The 14462-nt window shown below is 63.5% G+C and carries 12 protein-coding genes; 8 read left to right on the forward strand and 4 right to left on the reverse strand.

Going from position 1 to position 14462, the window contains the following annotated elements; translation table 11 throughout:
* The first annotated feature begins 90 nt into the window (after window positions 1–90).
* Window positions 91–729 (forward strand): AAA family ATPase, encoded by a 639-nt coding sequence (locus AN189_RS09620; protein ID WP_056034699.1) that lies wholly within the window; start codon window positions 91–93, stop codon window positions 727–729.
* A gap of 2 nt (window positions 730–731) precedes the next feature.
* On the opposite strand, the gene AN189_RS09625 is transcribed toward AN189_RS09620, so the two are convergent.
* Entirely contained in the window at window positions 732–1358 is a 627-nt protein-coding gene (locus AN189_RS09625) for a fumarylacetoacetate hydrolase family protein (protein ID WP_253279592.1), read from the reverse strand.
* 167 nt (window positions 1359–1525) lie between these two features.
* Here AN189_RS09625 and AN189_RS09630 point away from each other — a divergent pair, with 167 nt between their 5' ends.
* From AN189_RS09630 to AN189_RS09650, 5 genes are all read left to right on the forward strand, one after another.
* Entirely contained in the window at window positions 1526–2152 is a 627-nt protein-coding gene (locus AN189_RS09630) for a paraquat-inducible protein A (protein WP_056035043.1), read from the forward strand.
* Complete coding sequence (locus tag AN189_RS09635) at window positions 2119–2760, forward strand: paraquat-inducible protein A (protein ID WP_056034705.1); 642 nt, start codon at window positions 2119–2121, stop codon at window positions 2758–2760. Before AN189_RS09630 ends, AN189_RS09635 begins: the two co-directional genes overlap by 34 nt.
* Window positions 2753–5191: an intermembrane transport protein PqiB gene (locus AN189_RS09640; protein ID WP_056034708.1), complete on the forward strand. Its 2439-nt coding sequence runs from the start codon at window positions 2753–2755 to the stop codon at window positions 5189–5191. Before AN189_RS09635 ends, AN189_RS09640 begins: the two co-directional genes overlap by 8 nt.
* 3 nt (window positions 5192–5194) lie before the next feature.
* The gene (locus tag AN189_RS09645) at window positions 5195–5761 is read left to right on the forward strand and encodes a membrane integrity-associated transporter subunit PqiC (RefSeq protein ID WP_157057442.1); all 567 of its coding nucleotides are present in this window, start codon (window positions 5195–5197) and stop codon (window positions 5759–5761) included.
* A 130-nt stretch (window positions 5762–5891) separates the two neighbouring features.
* Window positions 5892–8108 carry a hypothetical protein gene (locus tag AN189_RS09650; RefSeq protein ID WP_056034712.1) on the forward strand — a complete coding sequence of 739 codons (2217 nt, stop codon included), beginning with the start codon at window positions 5892–5894 and terminating at the stop codon, window positions 8106–8108.
* Here the strand turns inward: AN189_RS09650 and AN189_RS09655 are convergent.
* The 3 genes from AN189_RS09655 to AN189_RS09665 are packed head-to-tail and all read right to left on the reverse strand — an operon-like array spanning window position 8105 to window position 12349.
* Window positions 8105–10543, reverse strand: coding sequence for a glycoside hydrolase family 3 protein (locus AN189_RS09655; protein ID WP_056034715.1), 2439 nt, complete (start codon window positions 10541–10543; stop codon window positions 8105–8107). The two genes, AN189_RS09650 and AN189_RS09655, sit on opposite strands and share 4 nt — an antisense overlap.
* Window positions 10540–11643, reverse strand: coding sequence for a Gfo/Idh/MocA family protein (locus AN189_RS09660; RefSeq protein WP_056035049.1), 1104 nt, complete (start codon window positions 11641–11643; stop codon window positions 10540–10542). The genes AN189_RS09655 and AN189_RS09660 overlap by 4 nt, the downstream gene beginning before the upstream one ends.
* 10 nt (window positions 11644–11653) lie before the next feature.
* Window positions 11654–12349 carry a GntR family transcriptional regulator gene (locus AN189_RS09665; RefSeq protein WP_056034717.1) on the reverse strand — a complete coding sequence of 232 codons (696 nt, stop codon included), beginning with the start codon at window positions 12347–12349 and terminating at the stop codon, window positions 11654–11656.
* A gap of 58 nt (window positions 12350–12407) precedes the next feature.
* Between AN189_RS09665 and AN189_RS09670 the strand changes: the two genes are divergently transcribed.
* Together AN189_RS09670 and AN189_RS09675 are read left to right on the forward strand one after the other, a co-directional pair.
* A complete protein-coding gene (locus AN189_RS09670) occupies window positions 12408–13568 on the forward strand; it encodes an LLM class flavin-dependent oxidoreductase (protein WP_056034720.1) in 1161 nt (386 codons plus the stop codon).
* Complete coding sequence (locus tag AN189_RS09675) at window positions 13568–14461, forward strand: aldo/keto reductase family oxidoreductase (protein ID WP_056034722.1); 894 nt, start codon at window positions 13568–13570, stop codon at window positions 14459–14461. Before AN189_RS09670 ends, AN189_RS09675 begins: the two co-directional genes overlap by 1 nt.
* Window position 14462: the final 1 nt, after the last annotated feature.

Genomic DNA, 14462 nt, shown 5'->3' on the forward strand with positions numbered 1-14462 from the left:
GTCACAAATTTCCCCTCGAAATCAGGGGCCACGCTGGGTAGCGTCGGCGGTGCGGCACAATCGGCCGGGTCAGAACAAGGAAGCAACGCCGTGATGGATATCACAGATCAGGTCAATCTGCTTGCAGATCGGATACATGCCCTGCGCGAGGGACGTGACCGGGTCCTGATCGCCATTTGCGGTGCCCCCGCGTCCGGCAAATCGACACTGGCCAAGGAATTGGCGCGTCGGTTGAACCTGCAAAAATGCCCGACCCTCGTCGTGCCGATGGACGGGTTTCATCTGGACAACGCCATTCTGGACGCCCGCGACCTGCGCGCACGCAAAGGGGCGCCCGAGACCTTTGACGGGGACGGATTCCTGCATCTGATCCGCAGGCTGGGCGAGAATATCGAGGTCGTGGCCCCGGTGTTCGACCGCACCCGCGACCTGTCCGTGGCCGGTGCCATCGCGATTCCCGCCGATTGTCCGGTCATCCTCGTCGAGGGCAATTACCTGATGTTCGACGAAGCGCCCTGGCACAATCTGGCGGAGCTGTGGGACCTGACCGTGCGGGTCGAGGTGCCGATGCCACAATTGCGCAGCAGGCTGATCCAGCGCTGGCTCAGCCTGAATTACAGCCGTGCCGCCGCCACCCGCCGCGCCGAGAGCAATGACATTCCCAATGCGCAGCGGGTGCTGGACCGTGCTATTGCCTGTGACATCACGCTGACCCCAAAGGGAGAGTAGCGTCACACGATCCGTGTGCGCACCGGGGCCAGCCTGTCGACCTGCCCGACCAGCGTATCGCCTCTGTTCACCGCCGCGACACCGGCGGGTGTGCCGGTCATGACGATATCGCCCGGCATCAGTGTATAAAGCGTGGACAGGTTTGCGATGATCTCTGGCACCGACCAGATCATCGCGGCCAGCGGCGAGTCCTGACGGGTCTCGCCATTGACGGACAGATGGATCTTTTGCTCGGTCAGGTGAAATTCCGAGGCCGGGGTCAGCGCACCGATGATGGCCGAGCCCGCGAAATCCTTGCCCGTGTCCCAGGGTTGGCCTGCCTTTTTGGCGGTGCCCTGCAAATCGCGACGGGTCATGTCGAGCCCCACGCCATATCCCCAGATGACGCTGTCTGCCGCGGTTCTGTCGATGCCGGTCGCAGATGCGCCGATGGCAACCACCAGTTCGACCTCGTGGTGCAGATCCTGCGTGCCGGGCGGATAGGGCATGTCGGCGTCATCGGTCAGCAGGTGATGTGCCGATTTGGTGAAATAGATCGGCGCACTGCGGGTCACGTCGCCGCCCATCTCGGCCACGTGGTCGGCGTAATTGCGGCCGATGCAGAAAATCCGGGCGACGGGGTAACGCAAGTCTGATCCCACCACGGCAAGCGCGGGTTGCCTTGGCGGCTCAATAGAATAGTTTGACACGAATAATGCCCTTTCTGACGTCATTTCAGGTCTCTGTCCGGAATATGATGCCACGGGTTCACCTGACCAGCCGCAATCGTACTGCGGTGCAAACCCTGTTGGAATCCATGTCACTGCCACCCCTGGATGATCTGATTGCCTGTCCGCATTGCGACACGCTGCATATCGAACGCGCCCTGCCCGAGGGTGGCAGCGCGCGTTGCGTGCGCTGCGGTATCGTGCTGGTCACCCGGCGGTCAGATGCATTGGTGCAGATGGTCAGCCTGGCCTGTGCGGCCGTGATCCTGATGATGGCAGCCATCAGTTTTCCGTTTCTGGACATCAATGCGGCCGGGTTCACCAATGAAACCTCGGTGCTGAGCGCGATCATGGCGTTCAGTTCCGGCAATGGCGTGCCGGTCGCCATCGCGGTGGCGCTGTTCATCATCGTGTTGCCGCTGACCCGTCTCTTGGCGCTGATCTATGCGGTAGGTCCACTGGTGTTGGGTCACAAACCCCGTCCGGGCGCGCGCATCGCCTTTGCCATGACCGAACAATTGCGCCCCTGGGCCATGGCCGAGATTTTCATGGTCGGCGTGGCCGTGGCCCTGGTCAAGATCACGGGCATGGCGCAGGTCACCATCGGACCTGCGTTCTGGGCCTTTGTCACGCTGGTCATCATCACCATCTTCAACGACCGCATCATGAGTAGGTATACCGTTTGGAAAGCTCTCGACCTGACCTCCCGCGACTGATCACCGCCCGGCAGGCGGGGTTGATCGGCTGCCGCCGGTGTGGACAGGTCCATGCGGGCGGTGCCGTGCGTTGCAAGCGGTGCCACGGACCGATCCGGTCGCGCGACACCGAAAGCCTGCAAAAGGTCTGGGCCTGGCTGGTCGCCGGGATCATCGCGTTCATCCCGGCCAATATCTATCCGATGTTGCTGACCTCGACACTGTTTGACCGGTCGGAGCAGACCATCATCGGCGGCGTGATCGAGCTGGTCCACTATGGCAGCTACGGGATCGCGGCCATCGTGTTTATCGCCTCGATCATGATTCCGGTCGGCAAATTCATCGCGATCGCCTATCTGGCCTGGGCTGTGCAACACAGGTCCAGCCGCAACCAGCACCAGCGCCACAAACTGTATGACGTGGTGGAATTCATCGGGCGCTGGTCGATGATCGACGTCTTCGTCGTTGCCATTCTGTCGGCACTCGTGCAACTGAATGCCGTCGCAACCATCAATCCGGGTATTGCGGCGCTCAGCTTTGGGCTGTCGGTCATATTTACGATGTTGTCAGCGTTGGCGTTCGACCCACGTCTGATCTGGGATGAAGAGGAACCTGTCCGCCATGACTGAAGAATACGCTGCCGCGGAACTCGACATGAAACCGGGCAAGCCCAGCTTTTGGCGGCGTTTGTCCTTTGTCTGGCTGGTGCCGATCCTTGCGCTGCTGGTGTCGGTCGGCGTGGCCTGGCAATCGTTTTCCGACCGCGGTGTCGAGATCGAGATTTCATTTCCCAGCGCATCCGGCATCAACGCGGGCGAGACCGAGATCAAATACCGTGACGTGACCGTGGGCACGGTCGAACGGGTCGAATTTTCCGACGACCTGCAAGAGGTTCTGGTTTTTGCCCGCGTCGATCAGGCGGTCTGGCCGTTCATGGATCAGGATGCCAAGTTCTGGATCATCAGCCCGGATGTCAGCGTGCGCGGGATCACCGGTCTGGATACGGTCCTGTCCGGCGTCTACATCGAAGGCGACTGGGACCGCGAGGCGGACGTGGCACAGACCTCCTTTGTCGGTCTGGAACGCGCGCCGGTGTCGCCTCCGGGCCAGACAGGCACCGAAATCGTGCTGCGCACGACCGAAGGCAGTGCATTGTCGGCTGGCGCACCTGTGCTGCATCAGGGCATCGAGGTCGGTGTCCTGTCCGAACCCGTGCTGTCACCCGACGGGCTAAGCGTTTCGGTCAGTGCATTCGTGGCGGAACCCTATGACGCCTTGATCACCTCCTCCACGCGGTTCTGGGACACGGCGGGTTTCAGCATCTCGCTGGGGGCGGGCGGCGTGTCGGTTGATGTCAGCTCGCTTGCCTCCTTGATCGAAGGCGGCGTGGCATTCGACACGGTGGTCTCGGGTGGATCGCCGATCACCGACGGGGCCAGTTTTGATCTGTTCACCGACGAGGAATCGGCACGGTCCAGCCTGTTCAACGAGGTGGGCCGCCCGAAACTGAACGTGGCGGTGCTGTTCGACGGATCGGTCAGCGGCCTGTCCGTGGGGTCCGACGTACGGTTTCAGGGCATCCGCATCGGTCAGGTCTCTGAACTGGGGGCCGTGGTTGTCGAGGATGAATTTGCAGGCCGCCGTGTCGAATTGCGCACGGTGTTGGCCATCGAACCCGGCCGTCTGGGATTGGGCGAAGAAGCAACGCCGCAGAACGCACTGGATTTGCTGGCAAGTTTCGTGGATCAGGGCCTGCGGGCGCGGCTGGTCACGGGCAACCTGCTGTCGGGCAACCTGACGGTCGAACTGATCGAGGTCGCAGACGCCGCACAGGCCACGCTGGATGTCAGCGCAGAGCCCTATCCGATCATACCCACGACGGCCTCGAACATCACCGATGTCGCCGATCAGGCCGAAGGCGTGCTGGCGCGGATCAACGATCTGCCGATCGAGGAACTGCTGGCCGCCGCCATCGACGTGATGGACAGCGCCAACGCCTTGCTGCGTTCGGATGGCGTCATCGACACGCCGGAACAGGTGGCGGGTCTGTTGGCGGATGTGCGCGATGTTGTCGGCAGTGAGGCCATTCAGGCCGTGCCGGGACAGGTGAACAACCTGCTGAACACGCTGGAGGACACCATCGGCGGTCTGTCGGGGATCATCCGGGCCGTGGGTGACGCCGATATCGCGGGCCAGCTGGACGGTATCCTGACCAATGTCTCTGCCGGCACCGAAAACCTGCCCGAGATTTCGACCCAGCTGGAACAGGTCATCGCCAAGGCCAATGCCCTGCAACTGGACGCACTGCTTGCACAGGCCGAGGCATCGCTGGCCGCAATCGAACAGGTGGCGACGAACGACGACTTGCAAGAGGTGCCGGTCTTTGTGAACCAGCTGCTGGACGAGGCACGTCTGCTGATCGCCAGCCAGGACGTGCAGGCCCTGCCCGGCGAATTGCGCGGTGTGGCAGACGAGGCAGGCCAGATCCTGTCGGACCTGACGGCGCAGAACATCTCGGCCCGCCTGACCGAAGCGATCAACGCGGCAGCCTCTGCTGCGCAAAGCATCGACACGGCGTCCCAGCAATTGCCGGAAATCACCGAGCAGCTGAACGCATTGTCAGCCGAGGCCGCGCGCATGGATCTGGACGAGCTGTCGGCCGCTGCAACACAACTGCTGCAAAGCGTGACCGACATCACCGCCACGCCGTCGGCACAGGCGCTGCCTGCGTCCTTGTCCTCTGCGCTGGACGAGGTGCAGCTGACGCTGGCAGAGGTGCGCGAGGGCGGTGCGATCGAAAACGTGAATGCCGCACTGCAATCCGCGTCCGATGCGGCGCAGGCCATCGAAGAAGCCGCGAACACCCTGCCCGACCTGACCAATCAGGCCGGTGCGCTGATCACCTCGTCCGGCGAGGTCATCGCCAGCTACGGCGAGCGGTCGCGGTTCAACAACGATATCTCGAGCGTGCTGCGCGGGATCCAAGAGGCCGCGGATGCGATCACAAACCTTGCGCGGACCATCCAGCGCAATCCGAACTCACTCATCACGGGGCGATAGACCATGACCATGAAACCAGCATTGATCGCCCTTGGGGTTGCGGCCCTGGCCGCGTGCAGCACCACGACCACCCGCCTGTCGGCCCCCGTGCCGCCGTCGGCACTGAACCTGACCGCGGGCATGAGCACGGTGGTGCTGCGCGATGTGACGCTGCCCGCCTATGCCGCGTCAGAGGAAATCGCATTGGAAACCGCACCGGGTGTCATCACGTCGGACGGTGATCTGCTGTCGGCGGACGATCCCGGGCGCGGCGTGACACTGGCGCTGGCCCGGCAGATGGATGACATCCTGTCGGCCGTCGTCGGGCCAGAGCCGTGGCCGTTCCCGTCGATCCCCGACGTGGTGGTGGATGTGCGTGTGACCGACATGCTGGGCAGCGCGGTCACCGGCACCTACCGCCTGTCGGGCCAGTATTTCATCGGTGGTGACGGGATCGATTATCCCAACAGCGCACAGGCCTTTGACTATGTGATCCCGATGTCCGCGCCCGATCAATCCGGTGCCGTGGCCGCACAGGGGGTGGCACTGACCCGTCTGGCCGAAGATATCGCCCGCCGTCTGGGACGCTGACCAAAGGCATGGGATTGCCGCCAACCGGCCACAGTTGCTGCATGCTTTAACGCTAGGGCTTTGACCAAGGGCGCAATTCGCGCCATGTTCGATCCCAACGCCCGCAAGAGGCGCAATCAAAGGCAGCAGCATGACCCCCGCCGACCTACAGGGCAGCATCATTTCCCATCGCAACGACCGCATGGGCGGGCGCATGATCGCGATGCTGAACGCACTTCGCATCACGCGGGACTATGATCTGCCGTTTTTCGTCGGCTGGACCACCGGCGGGCGCACGTCAGAGGAAATGCGCGATCCGACTGCGATCTTTGACGCGGACTGGGTGGCGCAGCATTTCTTTGACGGCGATGTGCTGGGTGAGGTCTATGACGACCTGATCGACCTGTCGACGCTGACCCAGCACACGGGCTGGACGCCCGAAAAATTCCGCGCCGCAATCGCGCAGGGGTCCAGTTTTCTGTCCGGAGCCGCGATGGGGGTCACCGTCCTGCCGTGGGAAAACCCTCAGGAGGTCGCAGCCCGCCTGCCTCTGGCCGTCGAGAGCATCCGTTTCAGCGCCCCCGTGCGCGCGATGATCGAACGGATCGACAGTATATTCGCCGGGACCAAGCTGACCGCCTACCACATCCGGCGCGGCGACATCATCTATGACCCGATCACGTCGAACAAGCTGTGGCCCAACAAGTTCATTCCGCGTGAATTCTACGAACAGCATCTGGGCCGCACGCTGGCCGATCCCGCGGCAAGGGTGCTGATCTTTTCCGATACGCCGGTCGAGGTGGAACGCCTGCGCAAGGTCGATCCCCGCGTACAGGGGTTTGACGACCTGCTGGGGGATACGGACCTGACACCGGGGGCGCGCGATTTCCTCGAACTTTTTGCGATGTCGCGCTGCAAGAACATCTACGGGCCCCCCTCCTCGGCGTTCAGCCAGACCGCCATGACCATCGGCGGATGCAGCCTACAAGCGGTCGAGGACGCGCTGTCGCCGCAGGACCGGGCCGCCGCGATGGACCGGATGACTGACCGTCTGGAGGCGCGATCAACCCTGTTCATCAACATGGGCGACGTGGGCCAGTGCCTGCATTTCCTGATCGAACGCCAAAAGGAGTTGGGCGATCCCGCCCGCGCGCGTCGCATCATCCGCGCCTACATGGATGACGGGCTGGACAAATCATTCGCCTACCAGTTGCTGTGCGAATTGTCGGTGACCACAGGCGATCTGGCCGCCTGCGAGGATATCCGTGACCTGGCCTATGCGCGGCCCAGCTACAGTGACGATTCCATGGCGACGGTGAACACCTATTCCGCGCTGCATCATCTGGCGCAGGGCAACACCGACACGGCACTGGACCGTTTGCATGCGGCGTTCTGGTTCCGGCCACTCGAAAACGTCGTGCATGGTGCCGTGAACCTGGGGCTGACCGCCGATGTCGTGACGCCGGACAACTTCTATCCGTTTGATCCCGCGATGACCCGGCAAAAGGGCAACGTCTTTCCGCAGGGCCGCAGGGCCCTGGCCGAGCTGAACACGATCGCACCCAAGGGATACGACCCCGAGGGTCGCAGCGATTTCCATATGTGGGACATCGTGGTCCGTGACTGGCGGCTGACCTGCGGCAAGAAACTGAACCGGGCGTTCACCAACAAATCCAAGATTGCCAAATCACTGGACATGCTGGAACGCGCCTTTTCCAAGCTGGACGGCAGCCCTGCCCTGACCTCGGCGCGCGGTGTGCTGCTGTTTGCCGCCGGTGACGTGGACGCGGCGCTGGAATGCCAGCGTCGCGCCATCGCGGCGGCCCCTGACACACCACTTTATCGCAAACGCATCTCGGACGTGCTGTTCAGCCAGGGGGCGGACAAGACGGCGCTGTTCCAGCTACGCAAGGCATCGAACCTGATGGGCTGGCATCCGACCTATCAGGCGGAACTGGGCTGGCGTCTGTGGCGGATGAAGGAACGCGACGAATGCTGGGAAATCTACAACCGGCTGGCCGTGGCGGACCACCGTTTCATCGAGGTGCATCTGATGACCTCGGACATGATCCGCCGCAACCCCGATCGACTGGAAGAATCGCTCGCCGTTCTGGAACGCGGGTTGAAACCCGCCCATGGTGCGCAGCGCCTGCTGGCGGCCAAGGCGCGGCTCTTGATGATGCTGGAACGCGTCGAAGAAGGCCGCGCCGTTTATGAACAGCTGGTGGATTGCGGGCTGGGCACGGAACATACGCATGTCGAAATATACCGCCAATTCAGTGCCTTGGGGCGTGAAGATATTGCACGCGAATTGACTGCGCGCAGCATCTACGATTTCGACATGGTCAAGGAAATGGCCGGGGGCTAGGCCGCCCCCGTCCAGTTTTTCAGCGCGATCTGCGCCTGCGCAACCAGGTCGGTTGCCGAAAACCCCGCATGGATCGTGAATGTGCCTGCGTCCACGCGCCAGCCCTGCGCGTCCTGATCCCAATAGGCAAAGGCCCGGTGATCCAGCGGGATTGTCACCGTCCGCGCCTCGCCTGCATCAAGTGACAGTTTGGCAAATCCCTCCAGCTCCTTGTCGGGGCGGGGCACCTGTGGCGCATCCTCGGACACGTAGATCTGTGCGACCGTGGTCCCCGCGCGGTCGCCGGTGTTGGTCACGATCAGCGTGACGCTGGCCCCGGTGTCGGTTGGTGTGACGGACAGGTCCGACAGGGCGAACTGCGTATAGGACAACCCGTGACCAAACGGGAACAGCGGCGTGATGCCGTGGCGGTCGTAGTGGCGATAGCCGATCAGCAGACCCTCGGCGTATCGGACGGTCCCGTCCAGACCGGGATAGACCTGGCGGTCCTGCGATTGGGTCGGGTTGTCGGACCATTTTGCCGGGAATGTCTGCGGCAGACGCCCGCCGGGGTCTGCGTCGCCAAACAGCACGTCAGCGATGGCATGACCCGCCTCCTGGCCCGGATACCAGGCTTGCAGGATGGCGGCCACATCGCCAGCCCAGGGCATTTCCACGGGGCCACCGGTTTGAAGCACGACCACGGTGTTGGGATTGGCCGCAGCGACAGCGGCGATAAGATCGTCCTGACGACCCGGAAGCGTGATGTCTTCCAGATCGGACCCTTCGGTGTCCCATTCCCCGGACCGCCCGACAAAGACCACGGCGCGGTCGGCCTGTGCGGCGGCGTTTGCGGCAGCGGCAATCTCTGCGTCGCCCATGGGTTTGCCGATCCCGGCGCGCAGGGCGGTGAATTGCAGGTTGTCGCCACTGCGGGCGGTGACGGTGATCCTCACGGCGTAGGTCTGGCCGGCGGTCAGGTCGATGCTGCCCACCACCTCGTCGCAGCCTTCCTCAAAGAAGGTGCGGCCCTTTTGCCAGTCGCGCCCGTCCACGATCAGCGCATCATCGAGGTAGATCGCACAAGGGCCCGTGGCCGTGATGCCGACGCGGTGCGTGCCGCTGTCGGTGGGGGTATAGGTGCCGGTCAGCGTCACGTGCACGTCGCTGGGGGACAACGTGCCGTCACCGATGGGCGGGATGATGAACATCTCGGCCCCGTTGGTGGTCGTGGTGTGGACGGGCTCGGCATCAGGCTGATCCTTGGGCCGGTAGGCCACGTCGAAATCACCCGTCAGCAGGGGTTCCCAGCGGTGGTTGGTGCAACCGGGTGCATAGGTCAGCGCATCGGCCCCCATCCGGTCCAGCAGCGCATCCCACGGTGCAACACTGTAATGCGGGTTCAACTGGGCCGAACCGCCACCCATGATGCGGGCTGTTTTCGCGTTCGGGCCGATCACGGCAAGCGTGCCCTGCGGTGCCAGCGGCAGGATACCGTCGTTTTGCAGCAGGACGGTTGCCGCAGCCCCTGCCCGCCGGATCAAGGCGCGGGTGGCGGGGCGATCATCCGCAACTTCGCGATGCGGGCTATGGTCACGCAGGGCCCCGGTGCGGTCCATCAGCACCAGCATGTTGCGCGCGGCGCGGCGCACGGTGGCGGCATCGACCGTGCCTGCCTCGACCGCCTGCACCAGCGTGTCGCCTCGGTCGCGGGTCGGACCCGGCATTTCGAGATCAAGGCCCGCATCCATGGTTGGCTTGGTACTGCGCGACCCGAACCAGTCGGACATGACGATCCCGTCATAGCCCCAGTCGTCGCGCAACACCTTGGTCAAAAGCCATGCGTTTTCAGCCGTATAGGTGCCGTTCAGTTTATTGTAGGACGACATGATCCCCCAGGTGCCCGCGTCCTTGACCGCAGCCTCGAAGGGGCGCAGGTAAAGTTCGCGCAACGACCGCTCGTCCACGTCGCTGTTGATGGTCGTGCGCTCGATCTCGGATTCGTTGCCTGCGAAATGTTTGATCGTGGCGGCGATGCCCTGGGATTGCAGGCCGCGGATATAGCCCACGGTCAGCGCGGCGGTCAGTTCGGGGTCCTCGGCGTAGCATTCGAAATTGCGGCCATTGGTGACGCTGCGGTGCAGGTTCACCGTCGGGGCCAGCAGCATATGCGCGCCCTTTGATCTGACCTCTGCCGCGAGGGCCGTGCCGATCTCATGCGCAAGGTCAGGGTCCCATGTCGCGCCCAGCGCGATGCCGACCGGAAAGGCCGCAGCGGTGACGCCGCCCACAAGTGACCCGCCACCGCGCGCGCCGTTGGGCCCATCGGTGACCCGCAGCGTGCCAAGGCCCAGACGGTCGGGTGCCTTGACCGACCAGAAATCAGCGCCGGACAGCAGTTGCACCTGTTCTGCCAGCGTCATCTGGTCCAGCAGCGCGTCGATGTGGTCGATCATGGGATGTCCTTTGGTGGTGTCAGTGTCACGGCCTGTCCGGTGCGGGCCGATTCCTGCGCCGCCTGCCCCATCATCACAGCCCAGATGCCGTCTGCGGGCGTCACCTCGACCGGGCCTGCACCGCGCACGGCAGCGGCAAAGCGTTGGTGTTGGTAAAAGGTCGATCCATTGTGGTCGCCCGCATCCAGCAGCACCGGATCGACGGGGATTTCCAGGGTATGCGGCCCCTTTGGACTGCGCGGGCTGACGGTCAGCTGTGCCGTGGGTGCAGGACCAAGGGCCGCCGGCCAGAACCGCCCCGGCCCCGGCACCTGCACGTCAATGCGCCCCTGCGGTCCGGTTGCGGTGATTTCCTCCTGATAGCGCGCCCCTTCGGCGAACATGCATAATTCCAGCATGGCGCGGGTTCCGTTGGCGAAATCGACGATGACATAGGCGTTGTCCCAGATATCGGGGGCTTGGCCGTCGTAGGTTTCGGTCAGGTGGTTCACGTCCTGCCCGGCGCTGGCCATGACCCGGACCGGGTCGGATGCGAGAATGACACGCATCAGGTCAAAGAAATGGCAGCATTTTTCCACCAATGTCCCGCCGGATCGCGCGTTGAACCGGTTCCAGTCGCCAACCTTGGGCAAAAACGGAAAACGGTGTTCGCGGATCGTCAGCATCTTGATCCCGCCGGTTGCCGCCTGCGCCTGCGCAAGGAATGCGGCGACGGGTGGCATATAGCGGTATTCCATCGCGACCCAGATCGGGGCCGCGTGCCGGGCGACAATACCCTCAACGGCCGTCATGTCCGCGGGATCGGTGAACAGCGGTTTTTCACACAGGACCGCGACGGGCCGGGTCTGGGTGATCTGGCGCAGTTGCGCGACGTGGCAATCGTTGGGGCTGACGATGACCACGGCGTCCAGCATAGGTTCAGACAGCAGATCCTCGAGACTGTCTGCAACACGCGCGCCCCCGGCCAGCGCGGCCCCCGATTGTGCAAGCTCCGGCACGGGATCAAAGACGACCGCCACGCGGGCATCATCCAGCAGGGCGATGTTCTGGATATGCTCGCGGGCCATCATCCCGCAGCCGACGATTCCGTAATTCAACATTTTCAACTTTTCAGCCTTTTCCTGCGCGCGAGACATAGCGTGCCTTGTCGTGATCGAACCATGTCCGCGACACCTCCATCGGCGTTGCAGATTGTTCCCAGCCCTCGCGCCAGACAAGGCAGCATGGCGTGCCGGGGGACAGGGCGAAATCGACCGGTGCCCAGTCCGGCACCTGCCCCATTCCGATCCGATCCGCAATCCGGGTGATCGTCAGACCCAGCCGTGCGCTGTAGGCGCGGTAGAGAGATTCGCTCAAATCGCGCACGCCCAGCGCATGGCAGCCGTCGATCCAGATTTCCTCGAGTGCGGCGGGCAGATCATCCAGCAGCCGCAGACGCCGGATGCGCCAGGCCTGCGGGTGGGTCCAGCCACGCGGGGCAAAGGACGGGCGCGGATTGCGGCCAACGTCCAGCACGCGGGCAGAGGGGAAACCGCCACCCTCGGGCCGTTCCAACCGAAAGAAACTGTAGATGGACGTCACGTCTGCGCGGTGGCGGACGTAATTGCCCGACCCCTGCACCCGGTCCAGCAGCCCCTTGTCCGCCAGCACGGCCAGCGCCTTGCGCAGGGTGCCGACCGACAGCCCAAGATCGCGCGCCATCTCGCGTTCGCCCGGCAGCCGGGTGCCATCAGCCAGGTGCCCCGCCGTGATCTGACGGATCAACCTTTCGCTGACCGCGATATACTTGGGTAGTGTCTTTGCCATGCTTTGTCCGAATTGATCCACTATTGCTACACGTCAGGGCCAGTGCTACGCAAGTCGGATGAACCAGACAATCGTACCCATCACCAGCCCCGACCTTGATGCCGCAGAGGTGTCATGGTTTTCGGCGCTTTGTTCTGACGACTACCAGTTTCTCGGCGTCCCCGACGGCGATCTGCGATCCAGCTGGGATCACTGCCGCGACATCGGGTTGGAGGCGGAAAAGCAGGGATTTCGCAACCTGCTGTGTCCCTCGTCCTATCAGGTCGGTCAGGACACGCTGTCCTATGTCGCGGGCATGGCCCCCCTGACCGAACGCATCAATTTCCTCGCCGCCATCCGCTGCGGGGAAATGCAGCCCATCATGCTGGCACGCACCGTGGCCACGCTGGATCACATGTTGCAGGGGCGCCTGACCCTGAACGTGATCAGCAGCGATTTCCCCGGAGAGGTCGCCGACAGCGCGTTCCGCTATCGCCGCAGTCACGAGGTGGTCGAGATCCTGCGACAGGCCTGGACGCGGGACACGATTGATTTCAGCGGCGAGGTCTACCAGTTCGCGGGCGTCTCGACGGATCCCGCACGCCCCTATCAGACCGGCGGCCCCCTGCTGTATTTCGGCGGCTATTCCCCCGCGGCACTGGAACTGTGCGGCGCGCAATGCGACGTCTATCTGATGTGGCCCGAAACCATGGACCAATTGGCCCAGCGCATGCGCGACGTGAACCAAAGGGCCGCATCCCACGGCCGGACACTCGATTACGGCCTGCGCGTACACATGATCGTACGCGACACCGAGGCCGAGGCCCGCGAATACGCCGATTACATCGCCAGCAAACTGGACGACGAATACGGAAAGCTGATCCGCGACCGGGCGCATGATTCCATCTCGCTGGGTGTGGCGCATCAGGCGCGTGCGCGTGAACTGGCGGACCAGTTCGGCTATGTCGAACCGGGGCTGTGGACCGGCATCGGACGCGCGCGCTCCGGGTGTGGGGCCGCCCTCGTGGGGTCCACCGATCAGGTGATGTCCAAGATCGAAGCCTATCAGAAAATGGGCATTCGCGCGTTTATCTTTTCCGGCTACCCGCATATCGATGAGGCCCGGCATTTCGGCGCCCGCGTCATGCCACATCTGAAAACCTGTTCGCTGCCGCAGGCCTATGGCCGCGTGCCCGCCACCACACCGATGACGCCCCTGGGCGCAGGAGACCGCCGCTAATGGACCGCATTTCGATCACCGACGACCTCGACTTCAGCCGTATCGTCTACGGCATGTGGCGTCTGGGCGATGACGCCGACACCAGCCCCGCCCACGTACAGGCCAAGATCGAGGCCTGTCTGGACCAGGGCATCACCACCATGGACCAGGCCGACATCTATGGCGGCTACATGGCAGAGGAAATCATGGGGACCGCGCTGAAACAGGCTCCCGCCCTGCGCGACCAGATCGAGGTCGTGACCAAATGCGATATCGTCGTCGATGCAGGCCGCCATGCAGGTGCGCCGGTCAAATACTATGACACCACCCGCGCGTACATCGAGGCGTCCGTCGATGCGTCGTTGTCGCTGATGGGGCTGGACAGGATTGATCTGTTGCTGATCCACCGCCCCGACCCGCTGATGGACCATCTTGAGACCGGCCGCGCGCTGGATGATCTGGTGGCGTCAGGCAAGGTGCGCGCCGTGGGCGTGTCGAATTTCCGCCCCTGGGACTGGGACCTGCTGCAATCTGCAATGGACACACCGCTTGCGACCAACCAGATCGAACTGTCGCTGACCGCCCGCGATGCCTTTGTGAACGGCGATCTGGCGCATCTGCAACGCCTGGGCAAACCCGCGATGGCATGGTCGCCCCTTGGCGGCGGCAGTTTGATGGACGGATCGAACGCCGCCCTGACGGCCGAGATGGAAACCATCGCAAAAGACACGGGAACCGACATTGCCGCCGTTGCCACCGCCTGGCTCTTGGCGCATCCTGCCAAAATCCTGCCCGTCATGGGCACGAACACCTTATCAAGGATCAAGGCCCTGTCAGACGCACTGAACATCGCACTCACGCGGCCGCAATGGTTCGCACTGTATACCGCAGCCCGCGGAGAGGAAGTCGCATGAG

Source organism: Loktanella sp. 3ANDIMAR09, from assembly GCF_001420005.1.
Classification (GTDB): domain Bacteria; phylum Pseudomonadota; class Alphaproteobacteria; order Rhodobacterales; family Rhodobacteraceae; genus Loktanella.